This window comes from Xylanibacter ruminicola, from assembly GCF_900107775.1.
Taxonomy (GTDB): domain Bacteria; phylum Bacteroidota; class Bacteroidia; order Bacteroidales; family Bacteroidaceae; genus Prevotella; species Prevotella ruminicola_C.
Genome location: NZ_FNRF01000001.1, coordinates 157,264 through 182,768, shown reverse-complemented (window position 1 = coordinate 182,768; position 25,505 = coordinate 157,264). Strand labels below are relative to the sequence as shown.

19 protein-coding genes and 1 riboswitch are annotated in these 25,505 nt (G+C 47.0%); of the genes, 4 read left to right on the top strand and 15 right to left on the bottom strand.

Annotation, left to right across the window (positions count from 1 at the left end; genetic code table 11):
- Window positions 1–5: 5 nt before the first annotated feature.
- Together BLU97_RS00705 and BLU97_RS00700 are read right to left on the bottom strand one after the other, a co-directional pair.
- The gene (locus BLU97_RS00705; protein WP_074759808.1) at window positions 6–1,811 is read right to left on the bottom strand and encodes a helix-turn-helix domain-containing protein; all 1,806 of its coding nucleotides are present in this window, start codon (window positions 1,809–1,811) and stop codon (window positions 6–8) included.
- Window positions 1,812–1,915: 104 nt separating this feature from the next.
- Window positions 1,916–2,470 carry a hypothetical protein gene (locus BLU97_RS00700; RefSeq protein ID WP_074759807.1) on the bottom strand — a complete coding sequence of 185 codons (555 nt, stop codon included), beginning with the start codon at window positions 2,468–2,470 and terminating at the stop codon, window positions 1,916–1,918.
- A 994-nt stretch (window positions 2,471–3,464) separates the two neighbouring features.
- Window positions 3,465–3,650: riboswitch (cobalamin riboswitch) on the top strand.
- Between the two features lie 46 nt (window positions 3,651–3,696).
- Here BLU97_RS00700 and BLU97_RS00690 point away from each other — a divergent pair.
- Complete coding sequence (locus BLU97_RS00690; RefSeq protein WP_074759805.1) at window positions 3,697–4,092, top strand: hypothetical protein; 396 nt, start codon at window positions 3,697–3,699, stop codon at window positions 4,090–4,092.
- A 229-nt stretch (window positions 4,093–4,321) separates the two neighbouring features.
- Here the strand turns inward: BLU97_RS00690 and fldA are convergent, their stop codons facing one another.
- The 11 genes from fldA to BLU97_RS00635 all read right to left on the bottom strand — a co-directional run bounded on the left by fldA (window position 4,322) and on the right by BLU97_RS00635 (window position 16,470).
- Complete coding sequence (gene fldA, locus BLU97_RS00685; RefSeq protein WP_074759804.1) at window positions 4,322–4,816, bottom strand: flavodoxin FldA; 495 nt, start codon at window positions 4,814–4,816, stop codon at window positions 4,322–4,324.
- A gap of 24 nt (window positions 4,817–4,840) precedes the next feature.
- Window positions 4,841–5,215 (bottom strand): DUF2023 family protein, encoded by a 375-nt coding sequence (locus BLU97_RS00680; protein WP_074759803.1) that lies wholly within the window; start codon window positions 5,213–5,215, stop codon window positions 4,841–4,843.
- A gap of 139 nt (window positions 5,216–5,354) precedes the next feature.
- Complete coding sequence (gene ccsA, locus BLU97_RS00675) at window positions 5,355–6,515, bottom strand: cytochrome c biogenesis protein CcsA (RefSeq protein WP_074759802.1); 1,161 nt, start codon at window positions 6,513–6,515, stop codon at window positions 5,355–5,357.
- Window positions 6,516–6,545: 30 nt separating this feature from the next.
- On the bottom strand, window positions 6,546–8,300 hold the full coding sequence (locus tag BLU97_RS00670; protein ID WP_254771625.1) for a di-heme oxidoredictase family protein: 1,755 nt from the start codon (window positions 8,298–8,300) through the stop codon (window positions 6,546–6,548).
- A 32-nt stretch (window positions 8,301–8,332) separates the two neighbouring features.
- Window positions 8,333–9,667, bottom strand: coding sequence for an imelysin family protein (locus tag BLU97_RS00665; protein ID WP_081352792.1), 1,335 nt, complete (start codon window positions 9,665–9,667; stop codon window positions 8,333–8,335).
- Window positions 9,668–9,697: 30 nt separating this feature from the next.
- Window positions 9,698–10,978 (bottom strand): autotransporter outer membrane beta-barrel domain-containing protein, encoded by a 1,281-nt coding sequence (locus BLU97_RS00660; protein WP_074759799.1) that lies wholly within the window; start codon window positions 10,976–10,978, stop codon window positions 9,698–9,700.
- 111 nt (window positions 10,979–11,089) lie between these two features.
- Window positions 11,090–11,809, bottom strand: coding sequence for a LytR/AlgR family response regulator transcription factor (locus tag BLU97_RS00655; RefSeq protein WP_074759798.1), 720 nt, complete (start codon window positions 11,807–11,809; stop codon window positions 11,090–11,092).
- Window positions 11,806–12,969 (bottom strand): sensor histidine kinase, encoded by a 1,164-nt coding sequence (locus BLU97_RS00650; protein WP_254771624.1) that lies wholly within the window; start codon window positions 12,967–12,969, stop codon window positions 11,806–11,808. Before BLU97_RS00650 ends, BLU97_RS00655 begins: the two co-directional genes overlap by 4 nt.
- Window positions 12,970–13,014: 45 nt before the next feature.
- A complete protein-coding gene (locus tag BLU97_RS00645) occupies window positions 13,015–14,781 on the bottom strand; it encodes a carbohydrate-binding domain-containing protein (RefSeq protein WP_074759797.1) in 1,767 nt (588 codons plus the stop codon).
- 107 nt (window positions 14,782–14,888) lie between these two features.
- The gene (locus BLU97_RS00640; RefSeq protein WP_074759796.1) at window positions 14,889–15,530 is read right to left on the bottom strand and encodes a response regulator transcription factor; all 642 of its coding nucleotides are present in this window, start codon (window positions 15,528–15,530) and stop codon (window positions 14,889–14,891) included.
- Window positions 15,531–15,660: 130 nt separating this feature from the next.
- Window positions 15,661–16,470 (bottom strand): ThiF family adenylyltransferase, encoded by an 810-nt coding sequence (locus BLU97_RS00635; protein WP_074759795.1) that lies wholly within the window; start codon window positions 16,468–16,470, stop codon window positions 15,661–15,663.
- Between the two features lie 253 nt (window positions 16,471–16,723).
- Here BLU97_RS00635 and BLU97_RS00630 point away from each other — a divergent pair, with 253 nt between their 5' ends.
- The 3 genes from BLU97_RS00630 to BLU97_RS00620 all read left to right on the top strand — a co-directional run bounded on the left by BLU97_RS00630 (window position 16,724) and on the right by BLU97_RS00620 (window position 22,705).
- A complete protein-coding gene (locus BLU97_RS00630; protein WP_074759794.1) occupies window positions 16,724–19,954 on the top strand; it encodes a SusC/RagA family TonB-linked outer membrane protein in 3,231 nt (1,076 codons plus the stop codon).
- A gap of 18 nt (window positions 19,955–19,972) precedes the next feature.
- The gene (locus BLU97_RS00625) at window positions 19,973–21,403 is read left to right on the top strand and encodes a SusD/RagB family nutrient-binding outer membrane lipoprotein (RefSeq protein ID WP_074759793.1); all 1,431 of its coding nucleotides are present in this window, start codon (window positions 19,973–19,975) and stop codon (window positions 21,401–21,403) included.
- A 93-nt stretch (window positions 21,404–21,496) separates the two neighbouring features.
- A complete protein-coding gene (locus tag BLU97_RS00620) occupies window positions 21,497–22,705 on the top strand; it encodes a dicarboxylate/amino acid:cation symporter (RefSeq protein WP_074759792.1) in 1,209 nt (402 codons plus the stop codon).
- Window positions 22,706–22,973: 268 nt separating this feature from the next.
- On the opposite strand, the gene BLU97_RS00615 is transcribed toward BLU97_RS00620, so the two are convergent.
- Both BLU97_RS00615 and BLU97_RS00610 read right to left on the bottom strand, forming a co-directional pair.
- A complete protein-coding gene (locus BLU97_RS00615; protein ID WP_028908089.1) occupies window positions 22,974–23,303 on the bottom strand; it encodes a heavy-metal-associated domain-containing protein in 330 nt (109 codons plus the stop codon).
- A 6-nt stretch (window positions 23,304–23,309) separates the two neighbouring features.
- A complete protein-coding gene (locus BLU97_RS00610) occupies window positions 23,310–25,292 on the bottom strand; it encodes a TonB-dependent receptor plug domain-containing protein (protein WP_074759791.1) in 1,983 nt (660 codons plus the stop codon).
- Window positions 25,293–25,505 lie beyond the last annotated feature (213 nt).

The following is a 25,505-nucleotide window of genomic DNA, read 5'->3' as shown; positions in this document are numbered from 1 at the left end:
TTTTTTTACGTGTTGTTATTTGTTTGTTTATAGGTGGTTGGTGTCATGCCGTACTTGGTGCGGAAGTTACGGGTAAAGGTATCGGCGCTGGTAAATCCGCTGGCCTGACTTACTTGCTCAACGTTCAGGTCGGGCTGACTGTTCATCAGACTTACAGCATAGTCGAGGCGAAGTTCGCGAACGTAGGCTGGCAGCGAAACGCTATCGCTACCCTGGGCAAAGGCGGCACCAATGCGTTCTTTCGACAAGCCTGTACGATCGATGAGCGACTGTCGGCCAAAGTCGGGCTGCAAGAACAGTTTTGCGTTTTCAATCAAATCGCGCAGGTAGAGGAATAGCTGCTCGTCGGTAAGTGTTGTGAAATCAGTGATACTAAGTCCTGCTTCAATTGTATTTGGTTCTGCAGTTTCAGCTTCTACCTTGAGCGAATTTGTTGATTCGGCCAAACGGTTAGCGGCTTTCAGCTCCTTGTATTTCTCCTTATACTCTACGGCCTCGGTAATCTGGCGGGCCAGGATGCGGTTACGTCGCTGGGTGATGCGCCACTGCAGGAAGGCATAGAGACCGAAAGCCAGGATAAGTAAAGCTGCTGTGGTGACGGCAATGCTGATGGCTGTTACGAATCGGTTCTGGGCGCGCTGTTCTGCTATCTGGCGCTCCTTGCCCTGCGTGTCGTAGATGGTAGCCAGTTCGGCACTTTCGCTACGCTTCTGGCGTACAAGGGCCGTATCGTAGACTTCGGCTATCTGCATGGCCACATGGAGGGCCGAGTCCTTACGTCCGGCAAAATAGTTGGAACGGAACTTAGGCAGCAGATTCTGACCGATGGTTTCTAAATCGTATTCATAACCCCAATCCTTAATAAAACGGTCGAGCTCGGTATAGTTGTCGGCAGCTTCGGCATAGCGACGGGCTTCTACCAGGTATCCGCAGCCGTTGATGCGTCCCTCGAGTGTTTGTCCAAAGTCGGTTTTCATATATTGGGCATAATTGCGGGCGGCTTCGGCTGTTTTTCCGTTCATCTGGTACACTTGTGCACGATGCAGCCAAACTAAGGCACGCAGTGTTTTTATTTCTTTTTCAATCGGCTTGGGCTCTTTCTCATAGATAGTTACAAGCGAGTCCATGCGATCTACCCATACGCCGGCCTCATTCAAGTGGTGATTGATGTGACTAACGGCGATATTCTCTAAGGTTTGAATGCTGGCTGCTATCGGTCGGTTTGTAGAGTCGTTAACTGTGCGAAGTACCCACAGATAGGCATCGTCATAACTCTTCTTGGCTTCGTCGTAGCGTTCCAACATTATCTGGGTGTCGCCTAGGCTTAAGTAAAGCGTCTGTAATTCGACAGGACGGTATGGATTGTCCACATCCTTCAGCTTGTCGATAAGCAGGAGGGCAGTGCGCATGGCATTATCGTAGTCGCGATCGGTCGTTAGCATGATAACCAGGTTAGTGCCTGCATGTATGTACTCCCAGAAGTCCTCGGCAGGAGGATTCTCGATAGCAACAACACGACGGAAGCACTCGATGCACTTATCCATCTGTCCCATCTGGAAATAAGCTACGCCACGATAGCCTTCGGCACGTATCGGCGAGAGTTCGCCTATTTCGGCCAAACTGTCGGTAACGGCCAGGAAATGCTCAAAGTCGCCAGAAAATCTAGCAGCCAGAGCAATACTGTCGCCACGTGTGGCAATGCGCTTTGCGGGGATGTCACCACGTTTTTCACTGTCCTTGCCGCCACAGGCCGTGAGCACGGTAAGGATGATTGCTATACTTATTATATATATGCACCTACAAATTTTCATGATAAATAGTTTGTAGGTGCAAAGGTACGGGTTATTTCCTAAAAACCCAAATAAAAAATCAAGTTTTTATCTTTTCCCCCCTTCAATATTCCATTCATAAAGATTTAGAATCTGTAACGCAGACCGGCGCAAAGCAATCCCTTTTCACCCAGACCTGCCTCAACAAATCCACGGAAGTCACCGCCAAACTCAATACCCAAAGCTGTAGCCTGGAACATGAATGCGGCGAGAGTTTCATCCTTAGCCTTCGGATCTGCTTGTTTAACCGACTCATTCGTTGAAATAGAGGCGAACATCACACCGGCAGAGAGAGCCGAATACATGCCGAAACTCTTTTTGCGTAGCCAGTTGAATTTTACCGATGGCATAACAGTGATAAATGTTTCTTTCAGATCTTTCGACTTGGTTTTCTCGTCTTCAGCCTTACAGCTGGCTAATACGGCCACACCACCTACAGCCACTACTGGCGAAACGTGGTGATAGTACTCAATACCTACGGGACCCCACCAAGAACTCTGGTCGCCTGTGGCAGCAGCGAATCCGCTGGTAACAACCGAAATAATGTTAGAGGCCGACTCTACACCATAGAATACACCGATCTCGTTTTTCTTCTCCTGTGCATTAGCACTCATTGTAACCATCATGGCGGCTACTAACATTAAAAAAGAATTTTTTCATTTTTGTATTCGTGTTTATAAATAATATGCGGTTGGGTAACAAGTTTGCATTAATTATCATTGTGAGTCATGTCGAGCACCAACATTCTTACCACCATGATAAATAATATCACGGCGACGACTAACAGAACCATCAGCACTATTTCCATGTTTTTAGAAGTTTATCACACCAATATAGAAATGCATCTTTTTAAGATATATACTATTACAGTTTACCATTGTGGCTCATGTCGAGTACCCACAATCTTACAATCATTGCCAACACTATTAAGGCGAATGCCATCAGGATAATTAGATTTGTTTCCATACTTTTATTACTTTTGTTTTTAAATTTCTGGTGCAAAGATATAACAAAAAGACAGTATCTGCAATAGCACAGACAAATGGTCGGGTGGTTTCAGACAAATAGTCGGGTATTTGTTCGCGATAACTACACCTATTATATATGTACTTAATAAAACTCATCATAAATCGTTTGTGGGTACAAAGATATAAAATTATTTAAAACCACAATACAAAATGTAGTTTTATCGTGTGTTTTACTATCATTATCTTGAAATTAAGTACCAAAAGTTGTGTAATTTGTCCGACGACGTGTCGTTTTGTCCGACAGATTGTCTGAAATGTCCGACGATTTGTCTGAAACCACCCGACCATTTGTCTAAACCCTTGTGGGAATGGATTTTTTGCCTTACCTTTGCAACCAGAAAATTTAATCGCTCTTTCTTTTTTTTTAAGTAATAGATATAACCTAATGATCAATATCCTTTTGACAATGAAGGGCAGTGCGTAATGGAACGAAGCGTTAACTGCCAAACGTGCCCCAGGCCAACTATCTCGCTAACGGATAGAAGGCCTGGGGCCTTTTTTTGTATAAAACAAATTATTTTTGATTTTTTGTTTGGCGTATAAGAATAATGTTGTATATTTGCAACGTGATTCAAGAATGAGTCTATGTGAAAGTTGAGGCTACGCCTCGACCTTCGCCCGTAAAGGTTCGCTTAGCCGCGATTAATTGGGAATGTGAGTGAGAATCTCCGACTGTCCCGCAGCAGTGAACTCCATTATGGCTCCTAAGCATCAATGCCATTGCCCGTTTGGGTGAGAAGGCGCTTGGGAGTGGAGGAAAGTCTGAAGACCAGCCTTTTTCGGTATTTGCTAAGTGCTCTCGATGTAAGGGCGTGAGGCGCAACTTAATTTTTGTGGGTATGAAACATGAATCAATCGTCGTGGTATACGACAGTTGTCAGGCTATTGCAGAAGAAATAGCCGACAAGCTTGGCGCTGAAACTATCAGCGTACAGAGTATTAACAACAGGCAGATAGAAAACTGCCAGAGTTTTGTTCTTGCATTGGAGTTTATGGCTGATGGAAGTATGACTCCCCATTGGCAATGGGCTTGTCAAACGTTGCGTGGTGCTAGCCTAAGTGGAAAGAACTTTGCCGTGTTAGTGGCATTAGGTAACAAACTGAATCATGATGCAGATAAAATTTGCCATGATCTGCGTGAACGCCATGCGCACATTGTTGGCGAACAGCTATATGCTGAAACGCCCCAATGCAATCTCGAAAATTGGATATGTTCTGTTTCACCTAATTTATAATCAAATTACTATGGTATACATTTTAGTAGTAGCTTTGGAATTTTTGCTCGCAACCATTGGTGTAGCGTGTCTTATCAGACACTATAACCACAAAGTTTAGTGGCTATATAGAAACAATGATTGTTAATTTATGCCGCAAAGATGCGAAAAAAGAAAGGTGGCTGGTCGTCTCGACTAGCCACCTTTACCCTAACTAAACAAATACTTATTTATAAATTTACACCTGTGATTAAAGACTTGTAGTAATAGCTGCCAACCAGGCATCGATACGAGTATCGGTTTGGTCGTCCTCATTGATGTCGTCGAGAGGCAGGCCAATAAACTTGCCATCGATAACAGCTTCAGAATCGTCGAAAGTGTAACCATCGGTTTCAACGCTACCAATAAAGTTGGCACCGCTGTCTTTGATGCCGTTGTAGAGCTCACCCATACCACCTACAAATGTATCACTATAGGTAGAACAGTCGCCACAACCAAAGATGGCGATAGTTTTGCCGCTCAGGTCGGCACCCTGCAAGGTCTTCAAACCGTCGTACCAATCGTCCTGCAGTTCACCGGCTCCCCAGGTAGAGGTACCTAAGATCAGATTCTGGTTGGCGGCAACGGTTTCGGCCGAAAGATCCTGTACATTCAAGGCTTCGCAACCCAGTTTCGAGGCAATCTTCTCTGCGATGGCCTCGCATGTTCCTGTAGAGGAACCATAAATTACAATAGTTGAATTCATTACTTTATATTATCATTATGTGGTTTAATTCTTACATTTGCAGTTTCCGTCGCATTGTCCTTTGCGTTTGCAATAGCGCTCGCACTGGGCACAGATGTCGTACCCCAACATGGCACCAAGAATAAAATCCTCTTCAGGTGTAAGCTGGTTCAACGGACGGGTAACAATGAGTCGGATGGCATCCAGGCATTCACGGCGCCCAAAGTAAACGTTCAGGTTCTTCTGACCTGCAGGCTGCAGCACGTAGGGTATGCCTTGGCTTTCCAGTCGTTCAACAGCCTGGTTACCATACTTTTTATTGCAGGTAAACAGTACCATCTGATGCACGCCTTTATTCAGCTCGTAGATGTGGTTCATCAGTACTTTGAGTTCCGTTGGGATGTTTCTTTCTGTTCTCATTGTTATACTTTTAATTCGACGGTGCAAAGGTACGGCGAAAAAATAAAGTGCGCAATACCTAAAACCGAGTGTTTTAAGCATCGCGCACCTTTCGGTGTTCAATAAAAAGAACTAATATAAAATAGGTATTGGTGTATCCTTAAGCATACGAGTGCATGCCGCCTAAGAAGTAGTTTACACCAAAGTAAGTCATGAGGATGGTGAGGAATGCCAGAACCATATACACGTTGTGATTAAGTTTGATGCTACGATGGGCGGGGATGCCGTAAATCATCAGGGTGATGAGTGCCCAGGTTTCTTTGGGGTCCCACGACCAGTAGTTACCCCACGAGATGTTGGCCCAGATGGCACCGATAAAGATACCAAAGCCTAGGAAAGTGAGCGCAGGGTAAAGCATCATCTGCGACAGGTGCTGCATGCCTTGGCGATGCTTGGTAGAAATAATACCCACCAGACTGCTGAGGCAGGCAAACAACAACAGGGTGTAAGCCAGCATGATAGTTGCAATATGGATGGGTAGCAGGCGCGAGTTGAGTACAGGCATGGGGTGGTTCTCAGGCGAGTACTTATTCAGGAAGTGGTACATTAGGAATAAGAAACAAACCAGCACGCCTGCAGCAAAGATATTGAGCTGCAAGCGATGATTACGCAGCAAGGCAAGCTGTTCGCGGAACCTGCCCTTAGGATCGATGAGTATCCAGATGAGCGATACAAACAGCAAGGCGTAACCACAGTAGGTTACGGGGATGCCCCATGGATCGTAATTCAGCGACAGGATACTACCCTGCATATCTGCATCGTAGTCCATCTGATACAGGCGGATATTCCTATAACTGGCAATCTGATTCATTGAGATGGTAAAGGGCTTGCCATCGATGGTAACCTGCGAGATATAGTCGGATGGCATCTCTGTCCCCTCATAGAACTTTACGTCAAAATGCTCCAGACAGATGTTGAAAGGCAACTGGTGGAGGTGCATGTCGCGTGTTAGGAATGTGTTGGTGGCTACGCCCTGACGTAAAGGTACTACACCTCTTACGGCGGTGAGATGCGTGAGCAGGGCACCTGCCAGGATAACTACAAACGACAGGTGTAGCACCATTACCGATGGGCGACGCACCTTACGCTTGATGAGCCAGAATATGCTGACGGCTACTAACAAAGCCCATAAGGCCGAGAACCACCAGGCACCATAGATATTGTTGGATACATACTCTGTACCCTGATATTTCTCAAAAACCGTGGCAGCTGCCAGTACAGCAACCACCACGATGTATAGAATGATTATACTTCGCTTCATATATAATAAACGTAAGCAGCGGGCAAATTATTATATAGACTCGATGAATTTTATTACAGCATCTCTATCGGCCTTAGGCAGATGATAGAATTTCTCTGTTGGTCCGTAAGCATCCGACTGCTTAGAGTAGCCGTGCCACATGATGGCCTCGAGAACGCTACGGGCGCGACAGTCGTGCAGACGATCGTTAGCACCTGTAAGCAACTGCGACAGTCCGCGGCCCCACAATGGTGTGGTGCGGCACCAGCCTGTGCGGATGTCGTTCTTCATCATCAGGCGATGCTGAACCATGTCGGTGTAAGGCCAGATAGTCTGGTTAGGATAGCGTGGCAGCATCTTGTTGGCATCCTTACCAACACTTTTAGCGTATGCCTTGATGCTGGCATCTACCCACATATCGTCGTTGCCAGTCTTCCATGAAGGACGGTGGCAGCGGGCACAACCAATCTGCGAGAACAGATCCTTACCACGCTGTACGTCGGCATCGTTCAGGTTGCGGGCTGCAGGAACAGCCAGAGCACGATGCCATACCATAAACTGATAGTACTGCTTGTCGCTCATCTCTTCCTTGCCATTGTAAGGCGCACCGTTAAACAGGTACTTGTCGAAGGTCTCCTTCTTGGCAATCGACGAGCAACTCAGTATCTCGTTTACACGAGCAGCAATACCTTCGTCGGTACCGTCGGCATAGTAGGGGTGCAGAATGCTGAGTGGCGATTCGCCGTGCTCTTTGATATAGCTGATCACCTCCTTATCCTCGCTCTGTGCCTTGGCCCATGCGGGGGTGGTGTAGAGGAAGTGACGGTCGCTACGGGTGACGTTGGTGATATTCCAGATAGCGTTAGAACCGGCACCATCCTGCAGCGAACCACGAGTCATGGCATAAGTGAAACGCTTAATCGGACCGTGAGAGCCACGGAATGTGCCCAGATCGTTATAAGCAGCCGAATAGTAGGCAGACGCCTTGAAGGTGCCAGCCTCCTGATCCCACATGGCAGGGTTCAGTGTGGCATGCTTCGACTCGGCCAACCACTGTGCCTCGATATCCTCATCGCTGATGGCATCGAGCAAACCAGTACCATACACGCCGATGGTTGACTCCAGACGCACCTCGTAGTTGGTAGGCAGTGGGTTGGTGTTGAAGGCGGTCTGAGGGATGGTTACCTCTGGGTAGATGAGGGCATATTCCTCGCCATCTTCAAACTTCATGGGCAGTCCGCTCTCCATGGCTGTCACATTCTTCCAGTCGATGGTTATCTGATTTTCGTCGATAGGAGCCTTGAAGGGCGACATGGCCTGTGTCTGAGGCATACCTGTTACCTCGGTGATATAGCCGTTGGTATCAGGATGATAAATCACCAGCAGATAGCCGTTGCCAATCTGGTTGGCACGATATTCTGTCTGACGCTTGCCGTGACCATAGCTGGGGTGGCAGGCGATACACGAGTTGCGCACCCATGCAGGACCTAAACCTTTACGTGGCTCCTGCTCAAAGGTGTAGAGCTTCTCAAAGAAACCTTCACCCGTATTGAAGTCATCCTCCATGCCAGCGGCAATAGCAGCAGGAGTGATGGCCGAATAGCTGGCCTTCTCGGTGGTGCCGAGCTCACCGCCGGGGTACCATTCCTCGGCAGTAAAGTTGCCAGTAGCTTTTCCGAATGCTTGTTCTTCAGGTGTCAGAGGTCCCAGATCTGCAAAGTCGTTATTATCGGAACATGCTGTCAGCCCTGCGGCCGACAGCATTCCGAAACATACAACACATGTTAGTTTCGATATTTTCTCCATTAGTGTATTTGTTTAATTAATTTTCAGGTGTATTACTCTCCAGATGTAGAATCCCAGTTGTCGGGATCGTCGAAGTTCTTGCCCCATACCACACTGCAATACTTAACGAATGGTGTTGGCATGTTGCTGATACCCTCGATAGCACCCACATAGTTGCTTTCTACAGCGGTGTTCACCTTATCGCTCTTTACGCTGGCAAAGAAGGTGTGGAAGCTGTACTCGTTAGCCTTCTTGTCGGTAGAACCCAGCCATACGTTACGGATACTGCGGATGTTATCGCGGAAGTCGGTGATTGAGTTGTAGCTGTAAGGCGACTCTACATAAGCGATGTCGCCAGCGCTGAATGGGTTAGCAATCTTGGCTGTACCTACCTCGTTACAGATAGCCAAGCATGAGCCCTCGTCGTTAATCAGTACCTGAGCAATGGCATCCTTTAGTGTGGGGAAGGTGCTCTTGCTGCCACTTACACCAGCCTGCTTCAGGTTCTCGCCATAAGAGAGACCTGCGGCGGTAGTCATATCCAGACCTGCGGCCTTAACTACTGCTACACGAGCGGCATTAGCTGCTGTCTCGCCCTCCCAGGCAACCTGCAACTGGAAGCAACGCTGCTTAAGCAGGGTGCAGATAGTCTGAGCGTAAGCCAGCTCCTGGGCACCAGTAATCTTCTCGAAGTTAGTGTAGGTATCGTTACCCTGCAACTCGGCTACCTTACGGTTCTGACCGTTACGGAACAGGATGAACTCCAAAGCGTGGAAGCCCAGGATGGTGGCATCCTCCAGCATCTCGTCGTTCATGCCATTGTTAAAGTAGTTGAGCAGCAGACTGCGGTTCAAAGGCCATGAATCGATAGTTGGGTCGATATCGAAATCGCTGGCGGCACCCATCAGGAATGCCTCAGAGCGCTCCCAGTTCTGGCGGGCCTGCTTAAAGTCGGCACAAGCCTTGTCAATCTGGGTCTGTGTAATGCTGTTTACGGTCAGACCGTTCAGAGTCTTCTCCAAATCCTCAACATCATCAGCCAACTGTGTATAGGTAGGCACGATGACGTTACCAACCAGAGTCTCGAGTACCTTGCGCAGGTAAGCCTCTTGAGCCTCGCTCAGTTTTGCTGTAGCGATGGTGGTATTGGCATTTTCAAGCTCTGAAATCAGCGACAAACAGTTGTCGATAGCGTCCTGACCGAAAGCCTTGCTGTTGTAGTTTGCAGCGGTGGTGTTCTGGGGATAGCTGTCCTCATCTACTAATGGTGTAGTGTTGATAACGTTGAACTCGTTACCGTTCTCTTCATTGTTGTTGTTACTTTCACTGCAGGCAGTGAACGCGAGTCCCATCATGAGGACCGACATTGCATAAGTAATTTTCTTCATTGCTATAATAATTATGTGGAAATTTCGATTTTAGAGGAAGAATCCTTCGTAAGCCACACCGATGTTAACCGATGGCTCGTTGTTGTATTTGCTCTTTAAGAAGCGCTTAGAGTACTCGGCCTTGATCACAATCTGCTTGATGGGGTGATAGTTCAGACCCACTGCCATGCGCTTAACGGCTGTGTAGTCGTAGCTGATGCCCTTGGTGTCGCTGGCGTAGGGATTGTAAGCCTCGTAACGTCCGAATAGATAAAGGCGCTCACCCTGCTGGCGCATACTCTGTATCTGCGAGAAGATGTCGTAGCCAGCCTCGATACCCATGGCATAAGCATTGCTGCTTACAAAGGCAGAGTGCTTGAAAGGTGATTTTGAGTTCAGGCGGTTGTACATATACTTCAGCTCGCTGGCATTGCCTAAGTAGCCATAGTCGGCCTGTCCGCGAACAATCCAGTTGTGGGCATTGTAGGTAAAGTCGATGGCACCAATGGCAACCTTACCCTGATAGGTGGCACCTGTACCATTGGCATCGTTAGGATAGGTGTTGCCGATGCTGTGACCGTAGTAGCCACTCAAACCGATACGCAAACCAGGAATCGAGTAGTTGTCGATACGCAGGGCTGCTGCATATTTATTGGCCACATCAAACTCCATGGGCGACTTATGACCCTTGTGAATCCAACCTACGTTGGTAAACTGGTCGGCATTCAGGGCGCCTAGGAACTGAGCCTCGTAGCGGAACTTGCCTGCACGTCCCCAGAATGATACACCTGTCTGGTGCCAGGTGCTGGGCATGATGGTGTTCTCGCCTTCGGGGCGATATACGGTGAAGTAGCTCAGTGGCTCGTGGTGTGCATTGTTCAAACCAACAGGTACTACGATATGGCCAACACGGATGTTAGCCCAAGGGGCAAACGACTTCTGCAGCCAGAACTGCTCCAGCTCTACCTCACCGCCTTTCTCGGTTTCCTGTTCCCACTCACCGCCTTCTTCGTCTTCTTTCTCGTAGGCAATACCTGCGCCGCCATGCTCAAACTCTATCTCGGTACCAAAACTCCAGCCTTTGCCAAAGTCGTAACCTAAATATATCACTGCATGGGGGATGTCAAGACGTCCGTGACTGGGATCGTTCTTATGTTCCTCGGGCTGACTGTAACGACTCACATGGTCGCTAAAGAAATTACGTGTAAAGTTAGCTTCGCCATAGCCACCTACGCTCAGGCACGATGTTTTTGTGCTGTCTGCATTGTTTTTTTGTGCGTTGCCTGTAAAGCAAATCGCCAACATCATCAGTGTATAAATTATCCTTTTCATCTCCGAATTAATGTAATTTTAGAAATTCGGGTGCAAAGGTACGGCTATTAAAGGAATATCACAATACCTAAAAAGTGTGAAAAAAGAAAGTGACCGCAAGTGCGGCCACCCTTATTTTCCTAAGAACTTGGTATCTAGATAAGCTTGAAATGCATCTTTATACAAATCGCCTATCGGTAAATAGGTATCGCTATCCATAATCACACGGTTCTTATTTACCTCCTGAATCTTGTTCAGGTTGATGATATAAGAGCGGTGAATACGCATAAAGTTGTTGGGCAGATGCTCCTCCATCTTCTTCATCGAAAGTAGTGTGATGATGGGTTTTGCCTCGCCCTCTATCCACACTTTCAGGTATTCGCTCATAGCCTCTACATACCTGATATCGGGTATGCTCACCTTTACAATGCGGTAGTCGGTCTTCAGGAAGAGCGAGTCGTCGCTATCGGTAGCAGGCCTGGCTGCGGCTACCGATTCGGTTAGTCGGTCCTTAATCCGGTTGGCGGCACGCTGCAGGTCCTGCAGACCGAAGGGCTTCAGCAGGTAATCTACAGCATTCACCTTAAATCCTTCAACCGCATACTCTGAGTAGGCTGTGGTGAATACAATCAGTGGTGGTACCGCCAGCGACTTTACAAAGTCCATACCATTCAGGTCGGGCATGTTGATATCACAGAAGATGGCATCAACTGTATCGTTCTCTAAAAACTTGCGGGCTTCTAAGGCACTCTGGCATTGAGCTGCCAGTTGCAGAAATGGCACCTTATTAATATAGGAAACCAGTTGCCCCAGAGCCAAAGGCTCATCGTCGATAGCTAAACAACGTATCATAATGGTAATATTAGTTCTACAAAATAGGTATCAGTATCATCTTTGATGCTCAGCGTGTAGTTCTTGTCATACAACAAGTCCAGTCGCTTCTTAACGTTCACTAAACCCACACCACCTTTCATTTCATTGGGACGTTCGGCCTTGGAGTTCTTACAGGTAAAGTGCAGGTGGGTTACCTGAGGCAGTGGCTCGATAAGTTCTACCTTAATATCGATAAACGATTCGTGCTGATAACTCACGCCATGCTTAAAGGCATTCTCGATAAACGATACCAACATAAGTGGTGGTATGGTTTTATCGGGCATCTGGGTAGGCAGGTCGAGATTAATCTTCACCTTATCGGTATAACGTAGCTGCATCAGTGTGATGTAAGTACGTATAAACTCTAGTTCGCGATTCAAAGGCACACCGCTCTTATCGCCTTCGTAAAGCACAAAGCGCATCATCTTCGACAGCTCAAGGATGGTGTCCTGTGCCTTGGCGGGGTCGATATCCACCAGCGCATGGATATTGTTGAGCGTGTTCATAAAGAAGTGTGGGTTTATCTGATATTTCAGATATTCCAGCTGCTGCTCCAGATTCTGCTTTTCCAGTTCGTGCAGTTTGCGCTGGTCGCTACGGGTGCGGAAGTAGAGCTTGGAACCAAGGTTGGCACCAAACATCAGCACGAGTATGACGGTGGCAATGATGTCGTGAAGTCCTCTGCCCGGTCCCTCTTTGCGCATGAATGGCGGATGGGGCTTTCGGTCATGAAATTCTGGTGGCATTCTGTGGTCGTCGCGATCCATTCTGCGGTCATCGCGTTCGTGGCGTGGGCCGTTAAAGAATTCGCGTTTTTCTCTTTCAGGGAAAGGCCGTGGATGAGTATTCATCTGAACGAACACAAATCCTGTAATCACAATGGTGATGGCCGATAAGTATAGGGTGCGCTTATGCCGCTGGATGAGCAAGGGTGCCAGCAGGAAATTGTGAAACAGGAACAGCAATAAAAATATAATGAACTTGCCCCAGATAAAGAATACTTCACCCCATTGAAAGCTGAGGTTATCATCGCTCATGGTACGTAGATACAGACTTAGTAGCGGAGTTGCAAAGAGCAAACTCCACACAACTAAGTATATCAGGTTTTCTTGTCTCGACTGATTTTTCATCCAATACATTCCAATTACTACTATTAATAACGTGAAAAATTGCGATTTATTGTGTCAGTGCCAACCGCCAGGCCAACCGCCGCCTCCGCCCATGCTATTACCGCCGGTATAGCTTGAGAGCGAAACGCTGCTTCCACCCGATATGGTACCGCCTGCAATGCCTAAGCCGCCAAAGAAACTGCTACCGCCGCTAACCGATGTACCCGACTGCAGGGTGGGGGTAGTGGCTGCTGATACTACAAGCCCGGAACCGCCACTGGATGGGGTACGGAACGAGAAGGTGTTCTCGCCAACGGTCATGGTGTACCAGGTGCTCTTGCTCCATGACGACGACTGGTAGCACGACTGTGTGAGACTGCTGCCACTCTCCAGTCCGCCGATAGCTACGATGGTACCACCGGTAAGGTATAGCTTCTTGCCACCTTCGGTATTGGCATCGATGGCCACCTCGGGTGAGCCCGAACAGATGGCATACACCAGTCCGCCTTTCAGATAGATGTTGCCATTGGCATCCAGTCCGTCGTTGTTCTTGCCCTGTGCATACACATAGCCGCCAGTGATGGTCATGTCGCCTTTCGAGTTGATGGCATCGTCGTAAGCATAGCAGGCCACCTCGCCACCGCTGATGTTCAGCTGGCTCTTGGTTTCAATGCCCTCGCCGTTATAGCCGCTGGTGCGCACCCAGATGGTGCCGCCTGTGATGTTGATATTGCCATCGGCCTTGATACCCTTTGGCGACGAGGTGTCGTTATTGCTCTTGTATTGTCCGCCCTCGGTCACCACATACACGCTGCCGCCATTAAAGTTGGCATCCATATCTACGTTGATGCCTTTGCCGCCGCTGCCAGTGCTCTTGAGCCATAACTCGCCAGCATTGATGGTAAAGGTAGAGTCGGCCTTGATGCCGGCAGCCCCTTTGGCCTCCTGATCGTCGGTGTCGTAGGTGCCGTCGCCAGTGGTGATCACGGTGGTGCGACCGCCGTTAACCACGATGTTACTCTCGCAGTTAATACCTTTGGCTGCTGCCGCCGTTACCTCTACGTTGATGATACCGCCGTTGATAAACACACCGTCGTTGGCTTTGATACCATGGTTGGCGGTTGATTTTGCGTAGATGTTGTTGCCTTTGCGAAACACAATGTAGTCGGCCGAGTGGATAGCATTGTTGGTATTGCCGACAACACTCAGCTGTCCGCTGCCGTTAAACAGTAGTTTTCCCTTGCAGTAGAGTGCTCCCTTCTGGCTGCCACTCGTACCGTCGGTCAGTGTATTGCTGGTGCCGTCGGCCAATACGATATAGGCGCGCTTGCCGCTCAGCAGGTTCAGGGCTGCCGAGTCGGGATTGGTGATATTTACACCATTCAGCTTTATTTCGTATTTCTTGTCGCCTACAACGGTAAACGATCCGTTGCTGGTGGTGCCGCTCAGTACATAGCAGATGTTTTTGGTAGAGCCGTGATTGGCTGTGATATGTCCGCCGTTCACGGTTATCTCTACGCCGTTCTCGGTCTTAGCTGTGGGGCTGGCCATATCGATGGCAACCTCGGTGGTAAAAGTACTGTTTTCCAGAGCGTCTTCCTCGTCGGGCATGTACTCTGTAGCCGCATCAGTTGGTTCGGCCGATGTCTGGTCGATGTTTACGGTAAATGTGGTTAGATCGCCAGTGGTGGTCGAACTGCCGCTGCTATTCTCGCTGGGAGTGTCGTTGCCCCAGTTATCTCCCCAACTGTTAGTGTAATCGCTGAATGGGTCGCCGGCCGAACAGCTTATCAAAAGTGCTACCGATGCCACCAGCATCATTCTGGTCATTGCTTTTTTCATGTTTTAATGCGTTTTAGTGAATCATTTGTTTTGCAAAGGTAGCATGATAAAACCTATCGTGCTAATTTATTCAACGAACGCAGTAAAACAATCAACTAAATTGCGGATTAGATGTAGAACTCCGAAGGATCAACCAAGCCGGCACGGATGGCATACTTAATGAGTTCGTGTGCCGTGTTGATGCCTAATTTGCGGAAGATATTTTTGCGGTGGGTGGTGATGGTGTGGATACTGGAGAATCGCTCTTCGGCTATCTCCTTGGTGGTTTTGCCCTGAGCGATGGCTTTCACGATTTCGGCTTCGGTGGCGGTCAGAATGTCAGGCTTTTCTTCGTCGTTCTGTTGCGAGATGATGACTTCGAGCGCACGCTGACTGATAAAACGCTGATGGTGACTTACAGCGTGCAGGGCATCGCGCACGTCCTTCATCGGTCCGTCCTTAAATACTATACTGAACTGATGTGATGAGTAGATGACGCGACGCAGGAATTGAGGCGTCAGCTCATCGCTGATAAGTAACCATTGCGATAAGGCAAAGCGTTCGCTTACAATCAGCAACTGGTCTTCGTCGGCAAAATCAAACAGGGTATAGTCGAGTATAACCACAGCATGCTCGTGCTCCTTTAACTGGGCCACCAGACTTGTTTTGTCTGATGCACGGTATATCTGGTTCTCGTCGTTCTGCTTGAGCAGACTTTCGAGCGCGAACCTTGTTATCTCCTGGTTATCTGCTATTATATACTTTGCCATAACTGTTCCGATTTTGGGTGCAAAGATACAAAGAATAGATATAACCTCCAAATATCTGGTGATATTTAGATAATATATCTATAAACGTGGCGTTAATTGATGTTTTTTGCTAGATTCGAAGCCTGTTTGCCTATTTCGTAGAATAATATTCTATATCTTCTATCACCAGACCTGCCAACATAAAACCAAAGATAGCGGTGATATGAGCAAGCGTACCGTTGATCTGGGCTTTAGAAGAGCACCACTCGTGGTTCAACAGACTCTTGTCGCCTGGACCATTCTGGGCTTTGGGGCACATGCACTTCTCGGTGCCACAGGTGGCATTGTGACCTTTGTTCTCCAGTAGCTCGTCGCTATAAACGCACTGGAACTTTCGCTTAGGGAATTGCTTCTGCGACTTGAATTTCTTTCTAAGTGCGCGGGCTAGTGGATCGCCCTGTACCTTCCAGAACTCTGTAACTTTGATACGGGTAGGATCCAGCTTTAAGGCAGCTCCCATTGATGAGAACAGTTTGGCATTAGTACGACAAGCCAGGAGAATAAGCGTAGCCTTATCTTTCAGCGAATCGATGGCATCTATGATGTAATCGTAAGTATCAAGTGCAAAGTCATCTGCATTCTCTGCCGTGAAAATCTTTTGTAGGGCATTAATCTCTACTGAAGGGTTGATTGTTAGCAAACGCTCTTTCAGTGCATCTACCTTTACCTGACCGACGGTCTTTGTGGTAGCCATCAGCTGGCGGTTGATGTTGGTGATGCAAACACGGTCGCTGTCCACAATCGTCAAATGCCTGATACCACTACGTACCAGACTCTCTGCGCACCATGAACCAACACCTCCCACGCCAAAGATAATCACCCTTTTCTGGGCGATGCGCTCCATAGATTCATTGCCTAAAAGCAGTTCGGAGCGTCTGAATATTGCATCTTGTATTGCCATCTTTTTTAATTTGGCTGCAAAGGTACGATAAAGTGCGTAATTATCCAAATTTATAATGAAAAATCAGTGTGTTAACGCCGATAAAGAATATCATTCTAATTTGCTGGTGATATGAATCGAATTTTAGAATAATTACTAAGAAAGGCTTTGGATTTTGGTGGAATCTTCTAGATTTTTACTAAAATTTGGTTAATATATCCAATCGTAGTACCTTTGCACCCAGAAAAGTTTATAAATTTAAAGTTATATAATTATGGTAAAAAGATTGTTTATTGCAACACTTGTTTCAATCGGACCGTTAGTGGGTTTTGCACAAAACCTGATTTGCGGACACATTACCGACGTCCGAACAGGCGAACCATTGATTGGAGCTTCGGTGATTGTAAAGAGTGACAAAGGAAAAGGGGTAGTAACTGATGTGGATGGTAACTTTAAGTTGCAAACCAAATTTGAAGCCCCCCTGACATTAAGAGTGGATTTCCTGGGTTATCGTCCTTTAGATGTAGATGTGTACGACTTCGACGAGCCTGTACAGATTGCTCTTGTTGAAGTACCTAATTATTTAAATGAGGTGGTAGTTACGGCTTTAGGCATATCCCGCGAGAAGAAAGCTCTTGGCTATGCCGCGCAAGGCATCGATGCTAACCAGTTGTCGCAAGGCAAGGAGAATAACCTGATTAATTCTTTGGCAGGTAAAGTGGCAGGCGTACGAATCACTAACACCCAGGGTGATGTGGGGTCAAGCCGTATTGTTATCCGTGGTGAGACCTCAATTGCAGGAGAGAACCAGCCTTTATTCATTGTAGATGGTATCCCAGTTGATAACTCGCAGTTGAATGCTCAGACACAGGGCCGTGACCCAAAGAATGCGATTGCCGATCTTAATTCGGAGGATATTGAGTCGATTACTGTATTGAAAGGTCCTAATGCGGCAGCTCTTTATGGTGCTCGTGCTGCTCATGGTGCCGTTGTTATTACAACCAAGAATGGAAAGGGCGCACAGCAAGGTTTAGGTGTTACAGTACATTCTTCTACTCAGTTTGCTCAGGCTACTAGTCTGCCTAAGTTCCAGAATATCTTTGGACAAGGTGCTGGCGGACAGTTCAGTTATGTAGATGGAAAAGGAGCTGGTGTAAATGATGGTGTAGATGAGAGTTGGGGACCACGATTGGATATTGGTTTACTGATACCACAGTTTGATAGCCCTATTGATGCCAATGGTAATCGTACGGCCACACCTTGGGTGTCGCATCCCAATAACGTAAAGGATTATTTCCGTACTGGTATTACACAGAATACAGGAGCTTCGATTGCCAAGTCGGGCGATAACTTCCTGTTCCGTTTGGGCTTTAATCATGAGTATCAGCGTAGTATTGTAGAGGGTTCTTCAAACCATAAGTCGAATGTAGATCTGAATGTAGATTATGATTTGGCAAAATGGCTCTCTGTAGGAGCTACTGCCAACTACATCATCTATAAGGCACCAAATATCCCTGGTTCGGCAGGTGCTACAGGTTCAAACTATCGTGCCAACTCAACGATGCTTCAGTATCTATGGTTTGGCCGACAGGTTGACGATGCTTCTTTGCGCGAAGACTATTCGCGTAACTGGAATGCCAGCTATTACTCAAACCCTTACTGGAGTGCATATTATAATACGTATAGTCAGGAGCGTCATCGTTTGATTGGCGATATACACGCTACTTTCCATATTCTGAAGGGATTGGACTTGCGTTTCCGTACCAGTACCGACTGGTATCAGGACCGTCGCAAGGGTAAGGTGAAGTGGGGAACAAGTGGCACACCTTACGGAAAATATGAGGAGGATGCCTATACCGTACAAGAGAATAACACAGAGCTGACAGCTACCTATACTAAGAAGTTGTCTGATGATTTCTCGCTTGACGCTCTTGTGGGATACAATGTACGTAACAAGCAGTATGAGAATAACTATCAGGCAGCACCGCGACTGGCTGTAGCCGATCTCTATACATTGACAAACTCTCGCGACCAGCTAACGTCGTCGAACTACTTCTATCGCCTGCGTCAGTTCGGCCTTTATGGTTCGGCTCAGATAGGTTTCCGCGATTGGGCGTTCTTAAATGTTACAGGTAGAAATGATTGGTCTTCAACACTTCCTTCTGGCAATAACAGTTATTTCTATCCATCAGCTACAGCCAGCGTTTTGCTGACTGAGGCACTTGGCTTGCAGAGTAAGGTGCTCAATTTTCTGAAGTTGCGTGGTGGATGGTCGCAGGTAGGTGCCGATGCCGATCCTTATCAGTTGGCTACTGTTTTTACCTCAGAAACAGCCTTTAATGGAAACCCATTACAGACCACAACCGGTGAAGGAAAGAATCCTAATTTGAAACCAGAGCGTACCTCTTCATGGGAAGTAGGATTTGAAGCTCGTTTGTTCGATAATCGTGCTCGTCTTGATTTCTCTCTGTATCAAACAGATAGTAAGGACCAGATTTTGCGCTTGGCAACAACAGCTGCCAGTGGTTATACTTCACAGGTACGTAATGCTGGCCACATCCGCAATCGCGGTTACGAGGTTCAGTTAGGACTTACTCCTATTAAAACTAAAGATTTTCTGTGGGATGTGGATATCAACTATGGCCACAACAAAAGTGAGGTTATTAAGTTGGACGCCGAAGGCCTGATTTCAAGTTACCAGCTATACAGTTCTGGCATTCAGATTCTGGCAACTGTAGGCGAGGCTTATGGAACATTATTCGGCTCAGCTTATACCCGTGATGATCAGGGACGTATCGTAGTTGATGCGAACGGACTGCCTAAAGTATCCTCTACATCAAAGATCCTTGGTAAGTTCTCACCAGACTGGATTGGCGGTATCCAGAATACCTTCAAGTATAAGGACCTCTCATTGTCGTTTCTGATTGATGCCAGCTTTGGTGGCTCTATCTTCTCGAACACCAATAAAACAGGACGATATACTGGTGTGTTGGAGAGTACTCTGCCAGGGCGTGACGCTGAACATGGTGGCCTGTGGTACTACATTGATGGCGGCAACCGCATTGGTATCAGTCAGCCTCAATATACGATTAGTGATGGAGGCCTCTATTATGCAGATATCAATGGCAATCAGACTCGTGTATATCAGGATGGAATCATCGTGGATGGTGTAAACGAGAACGGTCAGCCTAACACCACTATCGTATCTGCCGAGAACTACTATCATCGTCTGTACAACATTGCTGAGGCTAACGTTTACGATGCCTCTTATGTGAAACTGCGTGAGCTTGCTATCACCTATCAGTTGCCAAAGTCTGTTTATAGCCTTATCGGTCTTCAGGGTGCAAGCATTGGTTTCATTGCACGCAACCTGTGGACTATTTACAAGGAGGCCGATAATATTGATCCAGAGGCAGCCATCACTGCAGGTAATGCTCAGGGTGTTGAGGCATATACATTGCCTACAGCCCGTACATATGGAGTGAATATTAATATCAAATTTTAATTTCAGATTGAATAGATTATGAAGAAGATATATAACATTGCCATTCTTGCGGCTCTGAGCCTGTTGTCGGTTAGCTGCGATAGCGAATTGGAGAAAATAAATGAGAATCCCAATGCAACTGAGAATCCTCAGCCTGCTTACCTGCTTTCTGCTGTAGAGTATCATGCGGCTAATCTGTATTGGGGTAACACTACCAATTATAACTCCACACTCCTTTGGTCGCAACATTGGGCAAAGATACAATATACAGAGCCCGATTGCTATAATGTAAGCAATACCGACTATACAAGTACGTGGAACGATGCTTATGCTTCGATACTTACCGACCTCACCACCATCCAGTCGTCCGACTTGGCTAACGCCAACTATCGTGGTATAGCAAATATACTCCGCTCTTGGACCTTCTTGCTGCTTACCAATCTTTATGGTGATATTCCTTATAGCGAATACGGAAAGAGTGTAACTCCTGCTTATGATTCTCAGGAAAATGTATTGCGAGGACTGCTTACTGAATTGGAGGATGCGTCTAATGCACTCTCTGCATCAGCAGGTGCTGTTGAGGGCGATCTGATTTATGGTGGCGATATTGCAAAGTGGCAGAAGTTTGCCCAAGCACTTAGATTGCGAATTGCTCTCGAGATTGCAGATCGCGACGAGGCAGCAGCCAAGAATGTCATTGCGTTGCTTTACGCCAATCGTAGTAATCTGATTAGTAGTAATGCTGATATAGCACAGTTTGTATTTGGCACTTCGCCACAATGGAATCCATGGGCTTCGGCATTCGCATCACGAGATGACCAACGTGTGTCGAAGACGCTGGTTGACAAGCTGAAGTCGCTTAATGATCCTCGTCTGCCAGTCTTTGCCCAGCTGCCTCAGGATGCGTCGGTTACTGATTATGTTGGAGCAGGTAATGGCTTGAATGCAGATGCTGCTAATAATCAGGGATTTTATCGCCTGTCAAAGCCTGGCACCTATTTCTTGGCCGACGAGTCGCCTGCTGTATTCTTAACATATGCCGAAGTTCTCTTCGATTTTGCCGAAGCCGCTGCCAGAGGTTTTATTACTGCTAATGCCGAACAGCTCTATCAAGCTGCTATCACAGCCTCGCTCCAGCAATTTGGTATCACTCATGTAGATGACTACCTGAACCAAGACGCTGTAAAATACGATTCAGATCGTTGGGCAGAAAAGATTGGTTGGCAGAAGTGGATTGCTTATTATGGACAGGGACCTGATGCTTTTACAGACTGGCGACGTCTTGGCTATCCAGAACTGCAGGCTGGTCCAAACTCAGCCTTGTCACCAGGTCAGTTGCCACGACGTTTCTTCTATCCTTCAACCGAGCAGTCGCTTAATGGCGCCAACTATCAGAATGCCGTATCGCATCAGGGGGCTGACGAGATAACTACTCGACTATGGTTTGATGTAGAACAAAAGAAAAGATAAAAACATATAAAAACTCTGTTCTGTTCGGGTGACGAAGTTTTTTAAAGCTTCGTCACCGAACTATTAAAATATATTTGTATCTTTGCACTCGATATGAAAAGAACATTCATCTGGATAGGGGCACTTGTTGTTGGTGCGTTATTAGGTTTACTTGGGCTTAATTGGCTCGATGTAGTGATGAACTTGGTTGCAACGGTTTATACCCGATTGTTCCAATTGCTGGCTGTACCTACGATAGTGTTGGCAGTCATCACCACTTTTGCCACTTTTGGCTCAAAAGGGTCAAAGCGTATCTTCGGTCATACGCTCACCTATACGTTACTTACCACAATTGCTGCAGCTGCTGTGGGAGCCGTACTCTATTTGTTGCTAGCTCCAGGTAATCTGCCTGCCGAGGTGGTTAATAGTAGCTCAAAGGTATCAGACATCGGTCCGCAGATAACCTATACCGAGCATATCATCAGCATTATCCCTAACAATATCGTAAAGCCATTCTTTGATGGAAACATACTTTCATTATTGTTGCTAGCCTTTGCCATAGGCTTTGGACTATCGAAATTGCCAGAGTCAGAAAATAAGGCCGTATTGACTAAAGGCTTGCTGGGGCTTCAGGAACTTTTGTTTTTGTTGATACGTGGATTGATCTGGACTTTGCCATTAGGCATTGTTGCTTTCTCGGCCCAGTTGTCGGCGCAGTTATCAGCAGGTATTGTTGCCGATTCTATTGGCAAGTATGTGCTGATAGTGCTGGGTGGCAATGTTATTCAGTTCTTTGTGGTGCTGCCCTTGTTCCTGATGGTGCGCGGGTTGAATCCTATTCATGTGCTCAGTAAGATGATGCCAGCTGTACTGATGGCACTCTTTACCAAGAGTAGTGCTGCAACCCTGCCTGTTACTATGGATACAGCCGAAAACCGTTTGGGTATCAGTCCTAAGATTGCTCGCTTTGTATTACCTATATGTACTACCATTAACATGAATGGATGTGCCGCCTTTATTCTTGTAACATCGCTATTTGTGATGCAGAATGGTGGCATCCCACTTACATGGAGCACCATTCTGCTTTGGATACTTGTGTCGGTAGTATCGGCTATTGGTAATGCGGGTGTGCCAATGGGGTGCTATTTTCTTACCCTATCGCTCATGTCGGGAATAGGTGCCCCAATTGCAGTCTTGGGTATTATTCTGCCTATCTATACCATTATTGATATGGTTGAGACAGCCGAGAACGTATGGTCAGACTCGTGCGTCTCTGCAATGGTAAACCATGATTTGAATAAAAATTGTTCATCTCTCCTATAATCTGCTGAAAATCCTTTGTACACAGACGTTTCGAGGGGGAGAGATGCGAAAAATCTCTCATCTTCCAGATTCCCTGTGTTTATGCGGGTTTCGAGAGATTTGGTGAGAGATGAGAGATTTTTTTGCAAAAGCTGAAAAATACGTCAGCTAAGATCGCAACTTTCGCCATCTAAAGTGCGAATTTTATTCCCAACTAGGGAACGTTTTGTCCCCAACGTGGGAATATTTTGTTCCCAACGTGGGAATATCACGTTCCAATAATGGGAATTTATTTTGATACTTTTGTGGCGGATGTAGTTGCATCCACTTTCTTGGGATTTTCTTTCACCTCTTTGGCCTCGTATTTGATCTTCTCGAAGCCTTTGATGATGTCGGCTACGGTCGTCTTGTCGGCATCGTACTCGATGGTGACAGTTTTTGTATCAAGATCGGTCTTGATGCTTTTAACGCCCTTTTCAAAGCGGATATTTTCCTTAATCTTCTTCTCACAGTTGTTGCAGTGCATCTGTGGATTGGTGGTGAGTACCACAGTTTTGATGTCCTTTGCAAAGCAAGCGCTTGCGAATGCTAATGCGACGAATAATACTTTTGTTCTCATAATGCTTTATATTTTAATCCAATTTAATCTTATACCTATATAATATATGGCACCATGCATGGGGCCCCATACCATGGTGGCATCAAAGTCCTGTCCCCAGGGATCGCTGGCGGCAATGATAGGATTCTGCTGTCTGCGACCTGTGATGTTCTCGCCTCCAGCATAGATGCTCCAATGGCGGAAGAATCGGGTTATCTGTGCATTCAGCTGCTCGTAGCCTTTATAGCTGCTCTCCCAAGCAGACTGTCCGTTGGTGGTAGTGTAAGCGTCGGGCATACGTCCGCCACCATTCAGTTGTAGCGTAGCATCAAACTGCCACTTGCCTAAGCCAGGTTTGTACTGGGCTGTGATAAGTCCCTTATAGCGGTTGGTGAGAGGCTTTTCGCGCAGTACCCCGCCATAGGTGGATTTTACGTTGTTGTGACGATATGTAGCCGTCATGGTAAAGCCTTCGAATAGCGGATATGTAGCCTCTACCTGCCAGGTGTGCGAGTAACTGTCGCCCACAAGGTTGGTAAAGTGTATGGCATGAGGATTACTATCCATATCAACTAGCAACTGGTGCTGGAATGTGGTATAGTAATACTCAGCATTAAGCTCCAGCTTGCGTTCGCCAATAGGGATGCTGAGTGCTGCACTCAAACCATAGTTCCATGCCTCTTCCTGGTCGAGATCGTTATCGATGATGATCTGTCGACTGCTGGCCAGCAGGTAGTTGTACTCGGCCATCACATGATTGGTGCGGTAGCCTTTTCCGATAGAACCACGCAGCGTCAGAATATCGTTTGGTGAGTATTTCAGGTGCATGCGTGGTGTAATGAAACCGCCATAGATGTTGCTATGGTCCCAACGCAGTCCTCCCATCAACGTAAACTGCTCGCCTATCTTATAAGTGTATTGGGCGTAGATGCCAGGTGTGGTTTCGTCGATATCAAAACGATCGTGGTTCAGACTTATACCTGTAGAAATACTATTGTGCTCATCAAAATCCGTTTCAAACATCAGCGAGGCATAGCCATTGCGCTGGTCGGTATTGTATTGTTTATGACCATAGAGTGCATCCTGATGATGCAGCGAGCCCGAAAGAATCAGGGCGATGTTCGAACCGTGTTCTGGGTCGATGATAAAGGCATTCTTGGTGAAAGCCTCGTAGCGTTCGTTGGTGATGTCGATAGTATAGGGGTGAGAAGTGTTTGTGTGATGACCGATCTGTCCTCCCTCACGATGTTCTTTCAGCCCCTTGATGGCTGCCTGGAAGATATAGCCGCCGCTCATGTAGGCCCAACGGCTCATCAGCGAGCCTTGGCGTACTTTCGGCATATCCACAAAGCCATCGTTATTTTCGTCGTGTGCCTTGTCGAGTAGCTCGTAGTGCCCTAACAGGGCTGTGCTCCAGCGATTTGAGAGTTTGAGGTTTGCACCAAGGTTGGCTTCCACTTTTCCCTTGGTATTATAATATAGGTTCGCGTCGGCAAAAGGTGTGGCCTGCGGTTTCTTGAACTCTACGTTAATCTGACCGGTTATCGATTCGTAGCCGTTCTTTACCGATGAGGCTCCTTTTGATACCTGGATACTCTGCATCCAGGGACCTGGGATATAACCTAACGAGTAGGGGGCTGCAGCACCGCGATAATTTGGTATGTTCTCCGTTAGCATCTGCACATAGGTGCCGCTCAGTCCCAACAGCTTAATCTGCTGCGCACCGGTTGCCGCATCGGCATAGTTCACATCTACCGATGGATTGGTTGTAAAACTCTCGCCTAAGTTACAGCAGGCAGCGCGTAGCAAATCGCCACTGCCAATAAAGTCTGTATTGGCTAATCCTCTTGTCTTGGCATGCTGATGACCATGGGCCATCACGTGCACCTCTTGCAGATGCTCGCCTTCGAGCATCTGCAGGGTGTCTGTGTTTATGGCGCTTTGGCCATAAACTCCACAAGTTGCCACAAATGTGGCTATCAGTCCAGTATAGTGTCGTTTATTCTTCATTTCGGCTGCAAAGTTATGTATAAAAAATGAATCAAATGCGCATTATATCTTTATTAACTATCGAAATACCTATATCATGGTATATGGAATGCCATAGGGTAGGGATTGTGGGGATGGAGAAAACGCCGTACCTTTGCACCCAGAAACATTAATTAATTATTTAAAGGGGTATAAAGGTATGAAAAGAACAATGCGAATGCGTATGCAAGATGT

Excerpts from the sequence above, each read along its gene's own strand:
- BLU97_RS00650 (WP_254771624.1), bottom strand. The coding sequence starts at position 12,969 with ATGTATTGGATGAAAAATCAGTCGAGACAAGAAAACCTGATATACTTA.
- BLU97_RS00620 (WP_074759792.1), top strand. The coding sequence starts at position 21,497 with ATGAAAAGAACATTCATCTGGATAGGGGCACTTGTTGTTGGTGCGTTA.
- BLU97_RS00625 (WP_074759793.1), top strand. The coding sequence starts at position 19,973 with ATGAAGAAGATATATAACATTGCCATTCTTGCGGCTCTGAGCCTGTTG.
- BLU97_RS00670 (WP_254771625.1), bottom strand. The coding sequence starts at position 8,300 with ATGGAGAAAATATCGAAACTAACATGTGTTGTATGTTTCGGAATGCTG.
- BLU97_RS00655 (WP_074759798.1), bottom strand. The coding sequence starts at position 11,809 with ATGATACGTTGTTTAGCTATCGACGATGAGCCTTTGGCTCTGGGGCAA.
- BLU97_RS00630 (WP_074759794.1), top strand. The coding sequence starts at position 16,724 with ATGGTAAAAAGATTGTTTATTGCAACACTTGTTTCAATCGGACCGTTA.
- BLU97_RS00640 (WP_074759796.1), bottom strand. The coding sequence starts at position 15,530 with ATGGCAAAGTATATAATAGCAGATAACCAGGAGATAACAAGGTTCGCG.
- BLU97_RS00705 (WP_074759808.1), bottom strand. The coding sequence starts at position 1,811 with ATGAAAATTTGTAGGTGCATATATATAATAAGTATAGCAATCATCCTT.
- ccsA (WP_074759802.1), bottom strand. The coding sequence starts at position 6,515 with ATGAAGCGAAGTATAATCATTCTATACATCGTGGTGGTTGCTGTACTG.
- BLU97_RS00690 (WP_074759805.1), top strand. The coding sequence starts at position 3,697 with ATGAAACATGAATCAATCGTCGTGGTATACGACAGTTGTCAGGCTATT.
- BLU97_RS00615 (WP_028908089.1), bottom strand. The coding sequence starts at position 23,303 with ATGAGAACAAAAGTATTATTCGTCGCATTAGCATTCGCAAGCGCTTGC.
- BLU97_RS00660 (WP_074759799.1), bottom strand. The coding sequence starts at position 10,978 with ATGAAAAGGATAATTTATACACTGATGATGTTGGCGATTTGCTTTACA.
- BLU97_RS00665 (WP_081352792.1), bottom strand. The coding sequence starts at position 9,667 with ATGAAGAAAATTACTTATGCAATGTCGGTCCTCATGATGGGACTCGCG.
- BLU97_RS00680 (WP_074759803.1), bottom strand. The coding sequence starts at position 5,215 with ATGAGAACAGAAAGAAACATCCCAACGGAACTCAAAGTACTGATGAAC.
- BLU97_RS00635 (WP_074759795.1), bottom strand. The coding sequence starts at position 16,470 with ATGGCAATACAAGATGCAATATTCAGACGCTCCGAACTGCTTTTAGGC.
- fldA (WP_074759804.1), bottom strand. The coding sequence starts at position 4,816 with ATGAATTCAACTATTGTAATTTATGGTTCCTCTACAGGAACATGCGAG.
- BLU97_RS00645 (WP_074759797.1), bottom strand. The coding sequence starts at position 14,781 with ATGAAAAAAGCAATGACCAGAATGATGCTGGTGGCATCGGTAGCACTT.
- BLU97_RS00610 (WP_074759791.1), bottom strand. The coding sequence starts at position 25,292 with ATGAAGAATAAACGACACTATACTGGACTGATAGCCACATTTGTGGCA.
- BLU97_RS00700 (WP_074759807.1), bottom strand. The coding sequence starts at position 2,470 with ATGTTAGTAGCCGCCATGATGGTTACAATGAGTGCTAATGCACAGGAG.